This is a genomic window from Gordonia pseudamarae (assembly GCF_025273675.1).
In the GTDB taxonomy this organism is placed as follows: domain Bacteria; phylum Actinomycetota; class Actinomycetes; order Mycobacteriales; family Mycobacteriaceae; genus Gordonia; species Gordonia pseudamarae.
On the sequence record NZ_CP045809.1, the window covers coordinates 1,382,426 to 1,401,716 of the forward strand.

The following is a 19,291-nucleotide window of genomic DNA, read 5'->3' on the forward strand; positions in this document are numbered from 1 at the left end:
GCCTCCGGACTTGTGGGGTGACGGTTCGTCCCGGTCAGGCGGGCAGATGGAACGAGGTATCGATGTCGAGCGAGATGCCGTGGCCGAGTTGTCCGCGCGCGGCGATCATCGCCGTTCCGATCGCCGCCTGGTAGTCGCCCATGTCCTGTATTCGGGCCGCACGGGCATGCACGCCCAGACGGGTGTCGGCGACCACCTCGACAAGTTGTTGCTCGTCGAATTCGGCACCGAACGATCCGAGGGACGGCGGTACCGCGATGAGTATGGCCTGCGGTGCCCGTGCCCCGGGCGCGTCGAAACCGAAGGCGGCCGTGGTTGTCTGTCGGCTTCTCGGTGCGGATTCGGTCCATGAGTCGACCAGGCCCACAGCCAATCGTCGGTCCGCCAGACCGTCGAGGGTGACCTCGGCGGTGGAGAACGCGGCGACAAACCGTTTGATCATGCCACCGGGTTGGGTGAGATGGTGCTGTTGATCGATGAACTCGGCCAATGCCTTGGTCTGCCAATGGTCTTGGGGCGCGTTGCTCCAGGCGATCGACAGCGCCGGGGCCGGTTCGAATTGTGCGGCCTCGATCCGTGCCATGTGCGGGCGGACAGCGGCCACCGTCGCGAGCCAGTCGTCAAGATCGTGATCCGGAGTGCGGACGAGCTCGCCGAGGGCCAGTAGGTTCTGCACCGACACCGTTGACAGCACTGCCAACGTTCCCTCGGGAGAAGCCAATTCGGAGATCGCGGTCGCCAGTGACTCGTCGGCGCGCGGCAGGTCGCGGCCGGGGCCGGGGGCCGGGAGCGTCGGTGCCGTGGCGATGCGGTTGCCGAGTGCCGACCTTGCCTGATCGACGAGTTCGGCCAACGCCGCGTCATCGATGATGGTCGATCCGGCGGGTGGTTCGACGCCGAGCGTCACGGCCCGCACCGATGCCGTGACGTCGGAATCGGTGTGTGGCACAACGCCCCACAGCAGGGCGGTGAACAGTGCCGCACCCTGGGCCCGGCGGTCGCCGGTGATCGCCTCGGCGAGTTCGGCCGACGCCGTGGTGGCCGCCGCCCGCAGCGCCGTGTAGCGCCCCAGTAGGTCTTCGATGATCTCGGCGTCCAGCGCGGAGATAACGTCGGCGTCGGCGTTCGTGGTATCGGAGACGATTTCCGAGAAGAACGCGGGTCCGCCGAGCGAGGTGACGAAGTCGCGGGCGCGACGATGCATCTGAACACCGGAACTGTGCTCGGCGACCTCGTCCACGCCGAGCCTGCACGCGGCCAGGCCGGCCAGCGTCTCCGACGAGAGCAGCGTCGCGTCGATGGGGGACAGACCGAGATCCAGCAGGGACACCGCTCGCGGCGGCTGCCGATCATCGGCGGTCCAGGTCCATGCCTCCGCTGCACCGATCCGCGATTCGAGTGCGGCCGCGACCGACGGATCGGCGAGTGTCGCCGGGCTCGGCGACCCGGGTTGGCCGACCGGCACTATCGACAGCACGGTGGTGCGCAGGGGGTGCGCGGTGAGGGGGGTTCGAATCGAGTTCAGCGTCGGTGGAGGTGCCAGGCCCGCGGCCGCATCCATGACCGCACCCGCGGCGTCGGGACGGCCACAGACCACCTGATGCACGCCCTCGGCGATGAGCAGGTCTGCGTAGGCGTCGAGAGCCTGACGGAGTGCTTCGAGGCCGCCGCGTCGGCTGTCGGACATCGGTATCGGCGGGACCGAACCGGGAGGATTCAGTAGCCCGGCCAGCGCGGCCGGTCCATGACAGACGGTTGCGGCGTCCTCGCGGCCGCGCCGCATAGGAAACTTCCCGCGTACCTGCTTGATGTCGTCCTGGTCGGCGATGACGCGTTCGACCTGCCGTCCGATGGCCTCGAACGGGTGGCAGCCGATGCGGACATCGTCGGCTATCTCCCCGGCGAGGCGGACCCGGGCCGAGTCCAGTCGCATCGACCAGCGATCGGCGTCAGTGGGATCCTCGGTCGCCGACGACACCGCCGCGTCGCGCAGGATCGCCGCGGTCAACGCCTGGGCGTGCGAGGGCGCATGTACGAGGCCGGGCGACGTGGTGCGGGTGGCGGGACGAATCGGGCCGTCGACCCATCCGAACGCGCCCAGGCGGTAGCGGGTCGACGGTGCCCCGGCGAGGGTTCGCAGGCGGCGGGCGGCCATGGCCGTGAACCACGGATCGATGCGATGGGTCGCGGTGTCGAGAGTCGCCCGCAGCGCACGCTCCACATCCGGGATGATTCCCGGGGTCGCGAGCTCATGGGAGAGTTCGCCGAACGAGCGGGGGAGCGTCTCGGCGATCAGCCGGGCCTGCGATTGCGCGGTCGCGGTCGCACTGTTGCGCTGTGCGTGCATCAATGACTGCCAGAGGATCCGAACGAGCAGACTGTCGGGCATGAACTGACGCTCACCGCCCTGTCTTCCCCACATGACCGGGGCGCGCGAGCCGAACCGGGCGATCTCCTCGACGATCCGGGCCATCGCCTCCCCGACCGGGATCGGCAGCACCCGATGCCCCTGATCATCCCGCTCCCAGGAGAGATCTTCCCATTCCGGCCACTGCGTCGGAACCACCAGCGGCAGGGTCAGTTCGTTGAAATCGGCCGTACCGAGCAGTGGAATCGCAACCTGCCGACCCAGGTACGCCTTGCCGGCCGACGCGTAGAGCTCGCCGGCCCGGTCGGCGATACCACTCGGGTCCAGCCCTACCGTGGTGTACAGGTTCGCCCAGTGGCCCGGCGACAGGAACGGCCGATAGGTGTAGGCGTGCGACACCCCGTCCGCTCCGATCAACTCCATGAGCTGTTCGGTGGTCGCGCCCACAACCGTCGGGTGATCCTGTGATCGCACGGCATCGATGGCGCGGGAACGTAATTCCCACAGAACGTCGCGGATGTCCGGCTCGCACCGGCCGTCGGGTTCGTCGGTGTCGACCTGCCAACGGCCCATCGTGGAGGTGGGCAGGATGCCGTACGGCTGTTCCGCGATCCGGATGGGCGGGATCGGCCCCTGCGGTGCGAGGTTGTCCATCGCCCAGATGCCCAGGGCGTCGCTGTCGTCGCCGAAGCCCCACAGATCACGAAAGTGGTGTCCCCACAGCGTCGGCCAGGCGCATGTCACGAGCAGGCGGTCCAACCCCGTCGGCCCGCTGTTTCCCGGGACCGGTCCGAAGCCGTCGGGCCGTCCAGTCAGCGCCGACGCAAGATCGCCTTCGCCGTATCCGCCGTCGAGGCGTCGCCGCATGAGTTGGTACCAACCCTCAGGGTCGGAACCGAGGTCGGTGGTCGCCGCACCGTCGACGGCGTTGGTGGCGGTTCCCAGCGCGACACGAGCCAGTTCGCCGGAGTCGGCCAGCTGAGCGAAATGATCCGCGGGATCGGACGCCCCGATGCCCACCGCGTAGATCGCGGATATATCGGAGGGGGTGGCGCCGTCGGGCAGCGTGCAGGTCACTCCGAGTCCGGCCTGACATGCGGCATCGAAGGACATCCACCATCGGTCCTCGTCGGCGAAGTGATCCCCGTCGATCCCGCCGGCGGCGAACGCGTCCAGCACCAGGGCCGAGGTGTCGATCGGGGCGGTGGTAGCGATCAACCGCGGCTCACTGCCGGTGAACTCGCACCAGATTCCGATAGTCTCGGGCAGCCCGCCGACACGGTTCGGCGGAACGTCGTGGTCGACCGGTGGCTTCTCGGGGGTCACCGTGACGACACCGCCGTCGACTGTCGTCGCGAAGGTCCCGGCCAGCCAGGCGGCGCGGGCACCGCCGACCTGGTGGCACAGGGCTTCCCAGGGAGCGAGGGCATACTTCTCGTGCGCCGGCCACGTGGACACCGGCAACGCCCGGACCGCCTCGTCCAGACTGTCGTGGAGGTGCTGCCAGAACGCTTGCAGCAGTTCGATCTCGGTGGCCGTGGGATCGGGGTCGTGCCGAAGCACACTCGCCTCGTCGGGGATGATCCGCAGACGCATGGTCGTGGTCCCGGCCGGATCTGCGTCGAACTTCGTCTCCAGACGCAGCGGCATCATCACCGCGACGTCGCGCCACAACGCGGGGCGGGCCTCGGCCGGTTGGGCGAGCCGTTGCGCGCGGGCTGTGGCGAGGAGTACCCCGGTGGCGGCCGGGCCGATTGCGGTGATCACCGTCGTGACCGGTGTACCGGGTCCGAACACTATGTTTCCCAGTGCTTTCCACTCCGTATCGGTGACCGTCGGCCGGCGATGCGGGCCGGTCGCTAACCGGTGGACCGGGTCCTCGGCGAGCGCCGCCCGGGCCTCGTCGACCGACCGTCGGCTCAACCACTCGATGAGGGCGAGTTCACCCGCAGAGTCGGTCCGCTCCTGCGCGGCTGCGCTCTCGAGATCCTCCAGTTCGCGCCGCAGACGGGGCTGCAGCGACGTCAACCAGGGCCGGTCGGCGATGGGCAGGGGTCGCGTCGTGATGGGGCCCTTCCCCCCGACGAATACCGAAAGGCACTCTCGCAGTGCGGCCACCCGTGCGTCGAACAGGTGTGTGCTGGTCATGGGATTGCCTTTCTGTCACAGAAGACCGTGGGCCAGCAGGTCCCGGCCGTTGAAGGCGACCCGCGTCGGTGTGTCGACGGTCGCCGCGGCAAAGGCCGCCGAGGTATCACCGGCGTCGGCGGCCACAGCGGTGGGGGCGCGGAAACGCAACTCCGCCGGCGGCTCGTCGAGCACCAGCCAGTAGTCCTTGAGATCGGTGGGCCGGATATCGAACGAAAAGAAGACGATGTCCTTGGCAACGGTTCCGGTGAAGTTCGGGCCGATGAATTCGCGTGCGGCGCGCGCCTGTTCGCTCGTGGCGGCCTGCGGGTAGGTCAGTACCGGTGTCTGGGCCAACTTCGCGTCGATCGAGCCCGGTGGTTGCGGCGCAGCAGGTGTCTTGACCAGGTAAACCAGCGTCTTGGGATACCGCCGGAACAGATCGGTGCGGAACACCAAAACCAGGTCGTTGTCCTGATCGTCGTCGCCCGGCTGGGGCACCTGATGTGACGGCGCACCGAGGGGGCTGTCGGCCGGCCAACTCCCCACCTCGCGGATATCGGCGACCCGCAGGCCGGTCTGATAGTCGACATGACGCCAGAAGGTGAGCAACGGTGTCGTCGACCGGTCGATCGGGATGTTGCGCCAGCGCATCTCATCCATCAGTTGGGTGTTGAGGCCGATCAGAAAGGCGTCGATGAACATCGGGTTGGTCTGCATCGCCACAACGGAATCCTTTTCCAGCTTGCCGACGCCCGGCAGCAGCCACTCCGGCTCACGATCGCGCAACAGGATCCAGGTTGCGTAGTCGACTCCGGCCGGATACTCGGGCGGGCGCAGGTCATCGATGTCGATCCCCCTGATACGGCCGCGTACCCTTCGGCGGGCAGGGGCCTGTACCGAACCCGGATCTAGTGCTTCGGTGATGATGCCGGCGACATCGCCCAGGTCCGGCGCGCGGCAGTCGGAGGGACGCGGTTCGGGCAGCAGGCCTACAAGGTCGACGAGGCGACCGTCGAAATCCAATGGGAGCCAACGCCGCAGGACGGCCACAAGCACCGGCCACGACAACGGTGAACCCTGGTACCGGTCGAGGTGGTAGGTATCGTGGGGCCGGACCCCGGTGACGTCTGCGACGACGGTCCGAAATCTGTCGATGAGGTCGACGTACCGCGGGTCGGAGCGGTCGACCGTCATGCCCTCGAGTTCGGCCATGGCGGCGGCGATTTCCTCGGGGATCGGTGTGATCCCGGCAAGCCTGCGCACGTCCTCGCCCATGATCGTGTCGATGGCCGGAAAGCCGGCCGACGGGGGCGGCTGTTCGTTCGGGCATTGATTGATCGTGCCGATGACACCCGCACGCGTGACGACCTCGCCGGAGTGTCGGGTGCGAGCGGTGCGTGGCCGCAACATCCGTCGCGCGGCAGTGGAGAACACCGCGGCGTCCAGCGGGCTGTCCGGGCCGGTGATCGCCGCCATCGCGGTGCCGTGGGTGGGGTCAAGTCCCGCGTAGTGGTGTAACTGGTTGTGGTCCTTCGTAGGTGGTCAGGCGGGTAGTTGGATCAGTGGGTCGGTGTTCACCTCCGGTGTGTGGTCGGTGTCGGTGACGGTCAGTCGGCAACGGCTGAGCACTTCGAGGCCGAGGTAGCGGCGGCCTTCGGCCCATTCGTCGGTCTGCTCGGCGAGCACTGCGCCAATGAGACGGACGATGGCATCGCGGTTCGGGAAGATGCCTACGACGTCGGTGCGGCGCCGGATCTCGCGGTTGAGTCGTTCTGTGGGGTTGTTGGACCAGATCTGGCGCCACACGTCATCAGGAAACGCGGCGAATGCCAGCAGGTCTTCACGGGCGTCGCCGAGGTGTTCGGCCACGTCGGGTAGGCGGTCTTCGGTGTATTCGAGCAGCCGGTCGAACTGGGCATTGACCGCACCAGCAGTGGGTTGGTCATAGACGCTGTGCAGCATGGCCTTGACTGCTGGCCACATCGACTTCGGACACACCGCCATCAGATTCGCCGCGTAATGGGTGCGGCAGCGTTGCCAGGCAGCTCCCGGTAGGTTCGCTGCGATCGCCTCGATGAGCCCGGCATGGGCATCGGAAGTCACCAGGCGAACTCCGCCCAGGCCGCGGGCCACGAGGTCGGCGAAGAAGGTGTTCCACGAGGCTGTGGTCTCACTGGTGGCGACCTGCATGCCGAGCACCTCACGATGACCGTCACCGTTGACTCCGGTAGCCAGCAGCACGACGGCTTTGACGACCTGCTTGTTCTCGCGGACCTTGATCGTCAACGCATCCGCGGTGACGAACGTGAACGGGCCGGCCTCGTCCAGTCGGCGGTGACGAAACGCGGCAACCTGTTCGTCGAGGTCTTCGGCCATGCGGGAGACCTGCGACTTCGACAACGAATCGATGCCCAGGGTCTTGACCAGCTTGTCCATCCGGCGGGTCGAGACCCCGGCGAGATAGCAGTCAGCGACCACGGTGATCAGCGCGGACTCGGCGCGTTTGCGGCGTTCGAGCAACCACTCGGGGAAGTAGGTGCCCGACCGGAGCTTGGGCACGGCGACGTCGATGGTGCCTACGCGGGTATCGAGGGGTCGGTGGCGGTAGCCGTTGCGGTAGTTGGTGCGCTCTTCGGACCGGCGGCCCCATTCGGCGCCGCACACGGCGTCGGCATCCGCAGACAGCAGGGCGTTAATCACTGTCTGCAGCAGCTCGCGCATCAGATCCGGTGACGCGTCGGTCAGAGCTTGGCTCAACAGGCCGGCCGGGTCGACAATGTGGGGTGCGGTCATCGTGATGACTCCATTCGAGGATTCTGTGAGAGGTTGACTCGAAGGATCACACGGTGACCGCTTCCCTGCCCGACAGCCACACGCTGCCGGCCACGGTCCTGGTCACCGAGTTACACCACTCTATGGGGCACTACTGTGGGTGGCCCGCATCCGTCGGAGGAGTGGGCTCAGGACATCGACTTGCCGGGCCCGATCCGACGGCAGGTGCCGGGCCAGCGATGAGGCGCCGTGGTGCAGTCCGAATGCCAGAGTGGATACCAGATGTGCGGCGAGAGGCAATGATCCGAGCTGGGTCATGACTGCCTCCACGAGCCCGTCCTGGGCGTCGCGGCCCATGCGGATGCCCAGTGACGCGGTGGCCCGCAGGCGGGGATCGGCGTTGAGGGCGGCCCCCCATTCGGTGGTATCGGGATCGGCGGCCCAGACCGAGCCATACCGCGCGAACCCGGTCACCTTGCGTCCCAGCGGATCGACGGCGGCTTCCAGGGACTCTCGGCGCCTGACCAAGTCGGCGGCGGCCTGTGCCGCGTTCAGCACCTCGGTTGTGTCGTCGGCGGCCAGACCGGTGATCGCTCCGCGTAGGTGGAGGTTGACCGCGTCGGCATCTGCCTCGGAGCCGCCACGTACGTACGTCAACGGCGCGCGACCCAGACCGCCGGCCCGTCCGAGCCGGATCGCACCGGCGAGGGTCTCGAAGTCGCCGGCGTCCCCGGTGCTGAAACTCCAGGAGAACATGAGCCGCAACCGCACTGCGGCCTGGTTCGTAGGGGAGGCCCAGGCTGGGCCCCCGCTGTCGTCGAACGCCGCCACGACCGCGGCCACATAGTCGGTGTCGGCGGCCAGAACGTCGTCGTCTGTCGCCGAACCCGGCGCGACCTGCGGACACACCAGTCGGGAGATCTGGTGGCCGCCCTCCTGTTGCACGTGCGCCCAGTTATGGGAACGCCGCTGCAGATCGAGACCCTGTAGCGAACTCGCCGGTACCGTGATCACACCTCGCGCCCGGTCGACGACGGCTTCGTCACGTCGGGCGACGATCAGCACGATCCACGGACGGAGCCTCGCGCCGTGCGCCAACGTCGGCGAATACTGCCACGGCAGCGAGGGGTCAACGAAGTCGACGTGCACCATCTTGGTGGTTTCGGCTCCGGTGGAATCGGCCGCCGGCGCGCAGCGCAGGACGCTGCGCGGATCGATGGTGGCGATATCCCGGGCGCCGATGAGCGTGAACGCGGCGTTGCCGGTTGCCGGCGGATGCCCAGGCTCGCCGTCGTCGGTCAGCGACAGCGTGACCCGGCCCGTCAACCTGCCGTCCGTCAGCGTTTCGGAGCCGACCAGGTCGTAGATTCCGGACCGGCTCCAGCTCAGGAACCTGATCTTGTCAGCGGTCATCTCGAACTCCTTCGCTCACAGCGCCACCGCGACATCGGAGGCGGCAATCGCGACCCCGCCCGACCGTTGTGAGCACAGGCGTGCCTGAACCGACGAATCCTCGGTCGCCGAGACGACTCCGCCTGGGGCCAGGACGACGAACGTCTCGATGGAAACGCGGACCGCCCGATCCTGTGCGGCGACAGCGGGGGTGAAAGTGCTTTCCCACAGCGCCTCGACGAGTCCGGGTACGCCGTATCCCCGGAAAGTTCCCCCGGGGATCAGCAGTTTTCGCGGGAGCTTGACCACACGGATGTTCAGGTTCGAGTCCCTCGCGTCGCCCGAGGTCGCCACCGCCGGTGCGGTGAACGTGATGCCGCCGGGCAGTTGCTCGAAACCCGCGTTGTTCATCAGCTCCGAGCTGTCGCACGAGGAGAAGGACGCCGGGCTGAACCATTCGCGGGCGGATTCGAATACCGGTGCGGGCGTGCCCGGTACGGGGACAACCGACAATCGGTGTCCGGTTCCGGCGAGCGGAGCGTTCTCCAGCCGCTGGATGTCGACGCCCAGCGGTACCCGCCTCTGCGTCCATTTGAGTGTCCCGGAGGGGTAGAGCAGTGCCCGGTTCGCCGGCCGGGCGACATCGGTGCGCAGCCGCACTGCCCGGTCACCGCCGGAGGCCACGAGATTCTCCGGTTTCGGCAGTTCTCCGGCGATCGCGTCGATCACGCTGGGGATGGCCGTCACCGAATCGCCGTTGCGGGAGCCGAGAGTGAAAGTCGCGCTGCCACAGACACGAACGAGAAGAATCTTGACCGAGGCCCGGGCATGGATCACGAGCGGACCCGGCCCGGTGAGGCGACCGGACACGTCGACGCTCGCCAGACTCCTGCCGAAGACGCGGACCGCGAAACCGGCCGCGAACTCGACATCAAAGGTGAACGGCTTGAACGTTATCAGGGTATCGAAGTCGAAGTAGCCGTCCGCGCTCAACGGCCCGAGCCGCATGCCCGCCTGGACATGGGCGCCGGCCTGGAGTGTGTTCGGGGTGAAAGCGGTGTACATCTCCAATCGGAGAAAGGCGCCGACCGGGGCTTCGAGCGCCGCGCCTACGCGGGGCACGGCCGGCAGCGTGAGCGGACCAGGATCGAACCGCGGGTGAAATCCGCCGATGGTCAGGAGTACATACGGATCGGGGCCGTAGTACATGCGCAGCGCCATCCCTCCGGTGAGGCGGAAGATCTGTAACGCATGAGAATTGACGAGTTGCGCGTCCAGTGAGACCAGCTGTCGTTGCAGGTCGACCTCACCGACGAAGTCCATTCTGAGAAACAGCAGCGCGGCGTTCTCGTTCGCGCCGATGAGCACCCGCAGACTGCCGATGATGATGATCTTGGCCGGCCCGGGCAGCTCGATCAGGATTCCGGCATCCGCCCGGATGATGGGCTTTATCCAGCTGAGTTGAAAGGTGGGGCCGACGATGACGCGCCCCTGTGCGCTCGGAAAAAAGTGACTGAGATCGTCGAGGATGGTCGGCGCGTTCTTGACGGGGTCCTCGCAGAACAGTACGTTGCCGACCGCCCCGCCGGCGAGTCGCTCACGCATCAGATCGGTGTTCGCGGTCCGGTTGACGCCGATCAGTCCCCCCACCCCGGTCACTTCGAATCCGAAACCGATCTGAATGCCGGGGGCGAATCGGGCGCCGAGCACCGCCAGAAAACTCGGGATCCGGTCGACGCGGCCGATGATGAACAGTCCGGTGACCTCCACGGGCCCCAGGTCCGCGGCGATCGCGCCGAGCCACTCGTCGATCGGGGGCTCGTTCCGGTGCCGCAGGTATCCGCCTGCCGTCACGCCACCCAGGTCCAGACTCACCCGGGCGCCGGTCGGCGGGTGTGCCTGGACCTGCGGTAGCAGTCTGAGACGGCCGGATGAGAACTTTAGGGCAACAGTGGATTTCAGGACCATATGTTCGACGGTGACGGTTACGCCGGGTGGGCCGCCGGAGAAGTCGATCCCCATCTCGGCGCCGAGTTCGACGTCGAGGCGATTGTCGTGGCCCGTCCGGACATCGACGACGAGCACGATGTCGGTGCTCATGCCGGAGGAGTTCGTCGAATCAGTCATGGTGGCTCTCGCTTTCACGATCGTTCTCAGGTGCCACGGTGGTTGAGAACGAAAGAGGGTTCGCCCGATGCTGGCAATGTATATGCGGGACTGTATTGTTCGTCGATTGTCCTTATGTCGATCACGGTGCCCAGGATTCCGAGCATCGATCCGAAGTCGACGTGCGCGCGGACCCCGGCGTCGGCGGCCGTGTTCGGCGAGCCGAGGCCTGCCGTCAGCGAATAGCACTTCTCCGACGGGGCGGGGGTGCTGTTCAATGCGAGGGTGAGCCTGGCTCGTCCCGTGGTCACGGCAGCCGGGGAACGACCGAGATCCGGTAGGCCGTCGTAGAACAACCCGATATCGACGGAGACGTCGCCGTCCGGAGGTGTGGGCGGACTGCCGAACTCGAACACCCACCCGCAGGTCCCGTCGGCCTTGAGTGTCAATCCGAACATGCTGTCCTGCTGCGGAATCGAGACATCCAGTGCCTGGGTGATGTCGAGCAGCAGCCCGCGCTTGAGGGTGGGGTCGCTCTCGTCGCCGACAATCGCCAGGCCCAGTGTGGCAGCGGGAGCAGGGCCTTCGGGGGTGTAGGTCAGCGTCAGCGTTCGCACCCAGCCCGGCGGCTTCCTGGCACCGACCCTCATGTGGTCGTGATCGAGTTCGGCGATGCGCACGAGGAGAAATACCAGCAGCGACCACCAATCGGGATTGTCGGTGATCTGCTTCAGGCGTTCCTTCGCGGTGTCCGGGAGGTCCCGGACATCGTCGGTGAGCGTTCCGACCTGGTCGAAGAGATCCGTGAGCTGCCGGGAACCGTCGGCGCCCGCCTTCGTCGCGGCGTCCAGCAGCTGGGCGAATGCCGTCTGGAGATTGTCGGGGTTGATCGGTGGCATGACTTCACACTCCACCCGCCACCGGCCGGTCACGCGAGTAGAGAGCTACCTGTCTTCTCCTGCGGCGCTACCCGAACCGCCATCCGGTGACGGGGCTGGTCCGCGTACGCGTGACGGCCGGTGACGACACGAGCGCGAGATCGGTGAGGTGGTGTGGGACCGGCCGCGCCCGTTCACTAGCGTGGAGGCATGTCGTTTATCCGGACCAGCATCGCGAACGGAGTCGGCGAGATCATCCTCGACCGGCCCAAAGCCCTCAACGCACTCGATCAGAGCATGATCGACGAAATGTATCAGACCCTGCTCACCTGGGGTGACGACGATGCGATCGAGACGGTACTGGTCACCTCGGCCCATCCACGGGCGTTCTGCGCCGGAGGCGACATCCGGGCCATCCGGCAACACGCGCTCGACGGCGAACCCCAGGCCATCGAGGCATACTTCACCGCGGAGTACCGGCTCGACCAGTTGGTCGCCGAATACCCCAAACCGTATGTGGCGCTGATCGATGGCGCGGCGATGGGTGGGGGACTGGGCATCTCGGTGCATGGCGAGATCCGCGTCGTCACCGAGAACGCGTTGATCGCGATGCCCGAGACGGCGATCGGGTTCTTCCCGGACATCGGCGCCACCTACTTCCTGCCGCGCCTGCCCGACGGTGTGGGGCTGTGGCTCGGCCTGACCGGCGCCCGGTTGCGCGGCGCGGACGCCGTGGCCGTCGGTCTGGCCACCCACCACGTGAAGGCTGACGATCTGCCCGCGCTCGCCGGCGACATCCGCGCCGGCGTCAGCTTGGGTGAGGCGCTGCGACCCCGCTCGGCGCACGTCGAGTCCGAGCTGCCGCTACGCCGGATCGCCGAATACTTCAGCGACTCGAACGTCACCGCGCTGGTCGGCGGATTACAGGGCGCCGCAGAAGATCCCGCCGACGAGTGGGCGCGGGAGATGCTCGACCTACTCGCCCACGCCTCCCCGACGAGCCTGTGGGTCACCGCCGCGCTGATCGACGCGGGTAAGTCCTCTGACCTGGCCGAATGCCTGGACCGGGAACTGCGGGTAGGTGCTCGCGTCTGCGCCACCCCCGACTTCGTCGAAGGCGTCCGGGCGGTGCTCGTCGACAAAGATCGCAACCCGGCCTTCACCCCGTCTACGGTCGACGCCGTCGACCAGACCGAGATCCGTCGCCTCCTGGGCGAGTAGTCCGCTGCGGCGACCAAGCTCTGAACCGCTAACCAATCAGATAGCAGGACGCGCAGTGCCGATGCGGGTCGCCGACGTGGGATAGTCGATGACCGTACCGTACCCATCGTCTCGATTGCCGACGCGGGCACCCGGAACCCGGTGGCGGTCTTGCCGCCCAACTCGATCACAGTTCGGACATGCTACCCATTGGGGCGGAGGGCGTCGAGGTTGCTGTCAGTCCCGGAAAGCGGGTTCACCAGCAACCTCACATCAATCACATTTAGTCGGCTGCGGCGACCAGCGGGTCGAGGGTCAGTTCGGGGTGTTCTTTCTCGACGTACTGCAGCCGCCACTTGTCGCTGAACAGGGCGAGTAGGGCACCGTCGGTGCGGGTGAACACCTCGACGCCGCGCTGCCGGTTCAGTTCGGCGGCGCTGCTCTCGTCGGTGCGTCGGGCCAGCGAGTAGCCGAGTGGCTCGATCACGGTGTCGACGTTGAACTCGGATTTGAGCCGAGCGGTGACCACCTCGAACTGCATCGGTCCCACAGCGGCGAGCACCGGCGCCATGTCGCCGCGCAGGTCGTTGCGCAGCACCTGCACCACGCCTTCGCTGTCGAGCTGATCCATACCCTTGCGGAATTGCTTGTACTTGTCGGCGGTGGTGGCCCGCAGCGACGAGAAGTGTTCCGGCGCGAACGACGGGATCGGCGGGAACTGTACCTTCGGGCCGGTGAACAGTGAATCACCGGGAGCCAGTGTCATCGCGTTGACCAGGCCCACCACGTCGCCCGGGTAGGCGCGGTCGACGGTGGACCGGTCGCGGCCGAACACCGCCTGCGCGTATTTGGTGGCAAACGGTTTGCCCGTCTGCGCGTGGGTGACCACCATGCCGCGTTCGAATTCGCCGGACACGATGCGCATGAACGCGAGCCGGTCACGGTGGCTGGTGTCCATGCCCGCCTGCACCTTGAACACGACCGCGCTGAACGGGTCGGCCGGTTCGCGGACGTCGCCGTTCACCGATGCCCGCCCCGACGGTGCCGGGGCGAGTGCCACGAGCGCCTCCAGCAGCTGACGCACGCCGAAGTTGAGCATCGCCGAGGCGAAGATCATCGGCGAGGTCTGTCCGGCCAGGAACATCTCCTGGTCGTGGTCCTGGCCCATCTCCGAGAGCAGTTCGCTCTCCTCGAGTGCCGAACTCCACTCGTCGCCCTCGCGGACCGACGCGGCATCCGGGTCCAGGATCTCCTCGGGCGCGATCTTCGCCCCGCCCGCGGTGCGGGTGAACGCGATGTATTCTCCGGTGCGCCGGTCCAGGAGTCCGCGGAAGTCGCCGGCGATACCGACGGGCAGGAACAGGGGAGTGGGGATCAGGCCGATCCGGTCGGTGATTTCATCGATCAGCTCGAGCGGACTCTGGCCGGGCCGGTCCCACTTGTTGATGACGGTGATCACCGGGATGCCGCGGTGGCGGCACACCTGGAACAGTTTCAGCGTCTGCGGTTCCAGACCCTTGGCGGCGTCGATGAGCATCACCGCGGCGTCGACGGCGGTCAGCACCCGGTAGGTGTCCTCGGAGAAATCCGCGTGACCGGGCGTATCGACGAGGTTGATGACGAAAGTCGCGTCGGGGTCTGCGGGGGGAGCCGCGGGCGATCCCGAGGGACTGTAGTTGAACTGGAGCGCGGTGGAACTGACGGAGATGCCGCGGGCCTTCTCCATTTCCATCCAGTCCGACACGGTCGACTTGCGGCCGGCCTTGCCGTGAATGGCGCCGGCCTCGCTGATCATGCGTGCGTGCAGGGCCAGCGCCTCGGTCATCGTCGACTTACCGGCGTCGGGGTGGGAGATGATGGCGAAGGTCCGACGGCGGCGCACCTCGCCGGCCACCCGGGCGGATGCACCGCCCGATTGCCCTCCGCTGCCCGTCTGATCCTGAGTGCTTTGACCTTCGGTGCTCACCCGACGAGGTTACTTGCCCGCTTGTGACCTGGCCAAATCTGTTGTGGAACCACATCTGCGCCGGGCAGTCGTGGGGCCGCGGCTACGCTGCGTCCTGCGCGGGACCGGCCTCGTCGTCGACGTGGCCACGGTTGAGCCGGGTCACGTCGCCGTCGTAGTAGGCGAGCAGGCGTTTGTCGATGACGCGGCGCCACAGCGGCGGGATCAGCGCGCACGCGCCCATCGACACATAACCACCGGGCAACTGCGGGGTGGAATCGCCGAACGACCGCAGGGTCTGATACCGCCGACCGGCATGCGCGTGGTGATCGCTATGCCGCTGGACGTGGTAGAGCAGCGCGTTGCTCATCACGAAGTCGCTGTTCCAGCTGTGATGCGGCGCGACCCGGACGTACCTGCCGTCGGGGCGCTTCTCGCGCAGCAACCCGTAGTGCTCGATGTAGTTGGCGATCTCCAGGAAGGAGAAACCGAACACGGCCTGGATGATCAGGTACGGCAGGATCGACCAGCCGAACACCGCGATGAGCACGATGTACAGCAACGCCGACATCAGCCACGCGTTCAGGACATTGTTGCGCAGGCTCCAGACACTTTTGCCCTGCCGCCTGAGCCGTTTGCTCTCGATCTGCCAGCCGAGCTTGAACGTGCCGGATACGGTGCGGGGCCAGAACCGCCAGAACGACTCGCCGAAGCGGGCGCTGGCGGGGTCGTCGGGGGTGGCGACCCGGGTGTGGTGGCCGTAGTTGTGCTCGACGTAGAAATGGCCGTACCAGGTTTGGGCGAGTGCGATCTTCGACAGCCACTGCTCGTGGCTGGTGCGCTTGTGGCCGAGTTCGTGGGCGACGTTGATCGCCAGGCCGCCGACCACACCCACGGTGGTGGCCAGCGCGATGCGTTCGGGCACGCCCATCGGTGCGTACGCCCACAGGTAGCAGGCCAGGACCAGGCCCGCGTACTGCAACGGAATGTAGGGGAACAGGCACCACCGGTAGTAGCGCGAATTCTCCAGTTGCTTCATCACCTCGTCGGGCGGATTGGTCCGGTCGGGTCCGTAGAAACGGTCGAGGGACGGTATCAGGGCGATCACCAGCAGGCCCGCGGCCCAGAAGAGTCCCGGACCGAGCAGCGTGACCAGACCCCACGCGATGAACGGGGTCAGCGGAACGATCAGCCCCGAGAGCCACAACCCCTTGTGCGGGTCGCGCCATTGCTGCCGGTGGTCGACATCCTGCTCGCGGGTGGCGCGGTTGCGTATCCGCATCGGACGGACGCGTGACTTATCAGCGCGCATCCAGGTCCTCCCACGCCACAACACAATCTCGATACAAAGTGGAATCTCCCCCTGTCTACGTTCCATTCTGGCCGCTGACGGAACTGTGTCAAGGCGGCGTCCGGCCCGCTCCTCTGAACGGACGACAACGTAGTCGGGGATTGGGGGTGAGGTTGGCCGTGTCGAATCTGACTGCCGGGCTTGTCCTGGGACTTTCGCCGAATCCTGGGATTTTCGCCGAGATGTAACCCGGAGAATCATTCAGGTGCAATTTGTATCACACCGTGAAGAAGTGTGTTGCAACTACGTCGCGGTATGCCGGTGAGGCCCGGTCACACGCCCAGAACGCCTTGTGTGTAGTCGCTGAACATGGTGCGGGCATCATTCATCCGGTTGCGGGGCGAGTAGAAACTCACCGCCGCCGACCGCGTATTCGGACACGTCACCTGAAGCCGATACCGGCCGGCGGGAAGGTAGTTCTGCGGCCAGGCGAAGTGCCCTCGGCCATTCACCCGGGCAACTCTGCGCACCTTGGTCGATGCCGGTGCGGCGACCCGGACCCGGCACTCGCGGTTGCCCTTGGTGTCCAGATAGGACCGCCAACCGGTCCACTCCTGCGGACCGTTGTACAGCGAGATCCGTAGGACCGGTGCGCTCGCGGCACGCGCCGGCGCGATGCCGGCGATGCCGACCGAGCAGACCGTCGCGGCGACCAGAGTGACGATCGCCACCGACCGTGCCGGGTTGCGGCGTCCGCCGCTGCTGTTGTGCCGGCAATGTCTCGAGTACACGGCGTGGCCCTCCTCGGGAGACGAAACCTGACCGTATTCCAGCATGGACCCTTCAGGTGCCGGGGATCGAGCGATCGTCGAGACTGGTGACCTTCGGCGCGGGCGGCAATGTCACCACCTGCGCGGCATACGACAGGCCGGCGCCGAAGCCGAGCATCAGCGCGGTCTGGCCGCCCTTGGCCTTGCCGGTGGCGAGCATCTCCTCCATCGCCAGCGGGATCGACGCCGCCGAGGTGTTGCCGGTGAACTCGATGTCGCCTGCGACGGGGACGGTGTCGGGCAGGCCCAGGTTCTTCTTCATCAGATCATTGATGCGGGCGTTGGCCTGATGCGGAATGAATACCTCGATGTCCTCCGGGTGCATTCCGGCTAGGTCGAGGGCCCCCGAGAGCGCCTTGGGCAGGGTGATCGCGGCCCACCGGAAAACGCGTTGTCCTTCCATTGTGAGGAACATCCGCGGCTTGTCCTTGATCTCCGGGTTGATGAAGTCGGGAATGTTGATGGTCTGTCCGATGGCCGAGGCGTTCTCGCCGTCGCTGCCCCACACGGTGGGGGAGATGCCGTTCTCCGCCGCGGGCCCGATGACCACGGCACCCGCACCGTCGCCGAACAGGAAGGCCGTCGAGCGCGAGGTGACATCCAGGCTCAGTGACATCGTTTCCGCGCCGATGAGCAGCACATTGGTGGCGCTGCCCGCGTTGATCAGCGCACTCGCGACCGACACTCCGTAGCAGAAGCCGCCGCAACCGGACACGAGGTCGAAGGCGGGAACCCCGTTGATGCCGAGGTCGTAGGCGACCGACGGGGCGCCGTGCGGGGTGATCGTGGGCCAGGTGCTTGTCGCCAGGATCACGCAATCGATCTTCGACCGGTCAATACCACTGTTGACGATGGCGCGTTCACCGGCGCTGACCGACATCGTCCGGTTGGTCTCGTCGCCGCTGATCCAGCGCCGCGCGCGGATACCGCTGCGCTCGTAGATCCACTCGTCAGTCGAGTCGAGGGTCTGGCAGAGTTCGTCGTTGGTGATCAGACGCCGGGGGCGATACGCTCCCACGCCCAGCATCGCGACATTCTGCTGTCCTATTGTGGTTACGATCTGTGCCACGACTACCTCCTGGCTGCTGTCCGCGTCGCTGCGGCTCGTCAATATAGGATTCTATGCCCGCAGAGCCCTGTCGCCGGTTCGTTCCGGGCCGAAGCACTTTCGTCTTCGGTCGTGGTGATTGTCACCACGCGTGCACGGTGTTCTGCGCAGTTTCGAGGCCACCGGCGGCCAGCAGTTCGACGGCATCGACACCGTGGGCGATCAGTAGCTCGACATCGGCCCGGGCTGCGGCCGGAAACGGTTTGAGAACGTAGTCGGCGGGGTCCTGGCGCCCTGGCGGACGGCCGATGCCCAGGCGCACGCGCAGATAGTCACGGGTCCCAAGGGTCTGGCTGATCGATCGGAGGCCGTTGTGTCCGCCCTCGCCGCCTCCGCGTTTGAGCCGCACGACCCCGAAATCGATGTCGAGTTCGTCGTGCACCACGATCAGATCGTCGGGTGCCACGGAGTAGAACTTGGCCAGCGGACCCACCTGCCGGCCCGTGGTGTTCATGAAGGTGGTCGGCCGTGCGATGAGGACCGACTCCCCGGCGAGGCGGGCGGTGGCCACCTGTGCACCCGACTTCTTGTGCACCTTCCACCGCTCACCCGCCGAGGCGGCCAGGGCGTCGACGACCATCGCGCCGACATTGTGCCTGGTCTTCTCGTATTGGGGGCCTGGATTACCCAGGCCGACAATGAGTTTCACTCCGATGGTGAGTCTTACTCGGCCGCTTCGTCGGCGTTGTCGGCGTCGTCGTCGGCGGCCTGCGGGGCTTCGTTGACGGCCACGACCAGCAGTTCGGGATCGCTGGTGAGGGTCACGCCCTCGGGCAGAGTCACGTCGCCGGCGTGGATCGCGGTACCGGCGGCCACACCCTCGATGCTGACGACGATGTGCTCGGGGATCGACAGTGCGTCGGCCTCGACCTCGATGACGCTGGCGTCCTGGACAACCAGCGAGCCGGGTGCGGCGTCGCCCTCGATCGCGACGGTGACCTCGACGGTGACCTTCTCGCCGCGCTTGATCACCAGGAGATCGACGTGCTCGATGTAGCTGCGGATCGGATGTACGTCGACCTGCTTGGTCAGCGCGAGCTGGCTCGTGCCCTCGATGTCGAGGTCGATGACGGCGTTGGTGCCGTTGGCGCGCAGGATGGCGGCGAATTCACGGGCCGGCAGGTTCAGGTGCACCGGATCGGTGCCGTGGCCGTAGAGCACGGCGGGGACGTTGCCCGCGCGGCGGGCGGCGCCCTTACCCTTCTCGGAACGGTTGGTCACCGCGAGCGTGGTGGTGGACGACATGATGTTCTCCTCTTGATCGGTTTTGC

At 66.8% G+C, this 19,291-nt stretch carries 13 protein-coding genes; 1 reads left to right on the forward strand and 12 read right to left on the reverse strand.

The features are described 5' to 3' along the window. Window positions 1-34: 34 nt before the first annotated feature. From GII31_RS06135 to GII31_RS06160, 6 genes are all read right to left on the reverse strand, one after another. Window positions 35-4,516 (reverse strand): hypothetical protein, encoded by a 4,482-nt coding sequence (locus GII31_RS06135; RefSeq protein WP_260840336.1) that lies wholly within the window; start codon window positions 4,514-4,516, stop codon window positions 35-37. Window positions 4,517-4,531: 15 nt separating this feature from the next. After that, complete coding sequence (locus GII31_RS06140) at window positions 4,532-5,974, reverse strand: hypothetical protein (protein ID WP_213247745.1); 1,443 nt, start codon at window positions 5,972-5,974, stop codon at window positions 4,532-4,534. Window positions 5,975-6,040: 66 nt separating this feature from the next. Beyond that, window positions 6,041-7,291 (reverse strand): IS256 family transposase, encoded by a 1,251-nt coding sequence (locus tag GII31_RS06145; RefSeq protein ID WP_260840337.1) that lies wholly within the window; start codon window positions 7,289-7,291, stop codon window positions 6,041-6,043. A 120-nt stretch (window positions 7,292-7,411) separates the two neighbouring features. After that, window positions 7,412-8,683, reverse strand: coding sequence for a hypothetical protein (locus GII31_RS06150; RefSeq protein WP_213247747.1), 1,272 nt, complete (start codon window positions 8,681-8,683; stop codon window positions 7,412-7,414). Between the two features lie 15 nt (window positions 8,684-8,698). Continuing rightward, window positions 8,699-10,789 carry a DUF6603 domain-containing protein gene (locus tag GII31_RS06155; protein ID WP_260840338.1) on the reverse strand — a complete coding sequence of 697 codons (2,091 nt, stop codon included), beginning with the start codon at window positions 10,787-10,789 and terminating at the stop codon, window positions 8,699-8,701. Between the two features lie 26 nt (window positions 10,790-10,815). Further along, the gene (locus GII31_RS06160) at window positions 10,816-11,667 is read right to left on the reverse strand and encodes a hypothetical protein (protein ID WP_213247750.1); all 852 of its coding nucleotides are present in this window, start codon (window positions 11,665-11,667) and stop codon (window positions 10,816-10,818) included. Window positions 11,668-11,856: 189 nt separating this feature from the next. On the opposite strand from GII31_RS06160, the gene GII31_RS06165 reads away from it, so the two are divergent. Further along, window positions 11,857-12,867: an enoyl-CoA hydratase/isomerase family protein gene (locus tag GII31_RS06165; RefSeq protein ID WP_213247752.1), complete on the forward strand. Its 1,011-nt coding sequence runs from the start codon at window positions 11,857-11,859 to the stop codon at window positions 12,865-12,867. Between the two features lie 262 nt (window positions 12,868-13,129). Here GII31_RS06165 and GII31_RS06170 read toward each other — a convergent pair whose 3' ends face one another. The 6 genes from GII31_RS06170 to GII31_RS06195 form a co-directional block, all read right to left on the reverse strand. Further along, window positions 13,130-14,740, reverse strand: coding sequence for a peptide chain release factor 3 (locus tag GII31_RS06170; RefSeq protein ID WP_260840490.1), 1,611 nt, complete (start codon window positions 14,738-14,740; stop codon window positions 13,130-13,132). A 154-nt stretch (window positions 14,741-14,894) separates the two neighbouring features. Continuing rightward, window positions 14,895-16,073, reverse strand: a complete 1,179-nt coding sequence (locus GII31_RS06175) for an alkane 1-monooxygenase (RefSeq protein WP_213249931.1) — start codon at window positions 16,071-16,073, stop codon at window positions 14,895-14,897. 341 nt (window positions 16,074-16,414) lie between these two features. After that, window positions 16,415-16,873 carry a hypothetical protein gene (locus tag GII31_RS06180; protein WP_213247754.1) on the reverse strand — a complete coding sequence of 153 codons (459 nt, stop codon included), beginning with the start codon at window positions 16,871-16,873 and terminating at the stop codon, window positions 16,415-16,417. Between the two features lie 52 nt (window positions 16,874-16,925). Next, complete coding sequence (locus tag GII31_RS06185) at window positions 16,926-17,981, reverse strand: beta-ketoacyl-ACP synthase III (protein ID WP_407649903.1); 1,056 nt, start codon at window positions 17,979-17,981, stop codon at window positions 16,926-16,928. A 121-nt stretch (window positions 17,982-18,102) separates the two neighbouring features. Then, window positions 18,103-18,669 (reverse strand): aminoacyl-tRNA hydrolase, encoded by a 567-nt coding sequence (gene pth / locus GII31_RS06190; protein WP_213247758.1) that lies wholly within the window; start codon window positions 18,667-18,669, stop codon window positions 18,103-18,105. Between the two features lie 14 nt (window positions 18,670-18,683). Further along, complete coding sequence (locus GII31_RS06195; protein WP_407649904.1) at window positions 18,684-19,265, reverse strand: 50S ribosomal protein L25/general stress protein Ctc; 582 nt, start codon at window positions 19,263-19,265, stop codon at window positions 18,684-18,686. Window positions 19,266-19,291 lie beyond the last annotated feature (26 nt).

Bases quoted from the DNA above. Each gene is read 5' to 3' on its own strand.
- GII31_RS06155 (WP_260840338.1), bottom strand. From the start codon at position 10,789: ATGACTGATTCGACGAACTCCTCCGGCATGAGCACCGACATCGTGCTC.
- GII31_RS06150 (WP_213247747.1), bottom strand. From the start codon at position 8,683: ATGACCGCTGACAAGATCAGGTTCCTGAGCTGGAGCCGGTCCGGAATC.
- GII31_RS06135 (WP_260840336.1), bottom strand. From the start codon at position 4,516: ATGACCAGCACACACCTGTTCGACGCACGGGTGGCCGCACTGCGAGAG.
- GII31_RS06145 (WP_260840337.1), bottom strand. From the start codon at position 7,291: ATGACCGCACCCCACATTGTCGACCCGGCCGGCCTGTTGAGCCAAGCT.
- GII31_RS06140 (WP_213247745.1), bottom strand. From the start codon at position 5,974: ATGGCGGCGATCACCGGCCCGGACAGCCCGCTGGACGCCGCGGTGTTC.
- GII31_RS06160 (WP_213247750.1), bottom strand. From the start codon at position 11,667: ATGCCACCGATCAACCCCGACAATCTCCAGACGGCATTCGCCCAGCTG.
- GII31_RS06195 (WP_407649904.1), bottom strand. From the start codon at position 19,265: ATGTCGTCCACCACCACGCTCGCGGTGACCAACCGTTCCGAGAAGGGT.
- GII31_RS06175 (WP_213249931.1), bottom strand. From the start codon at position 16,073: ATGCGGATACGCAACCGCGCCACCCGCGAGCAGGATGTCGACCACCGG.
- GII31_RS06165 (WP_213247752.1), top strand. From the start codon at position 11,857: ATGTCGTTTATCCGGACCAGCATCGCGAACGGAGTCGGCGAGATCATC.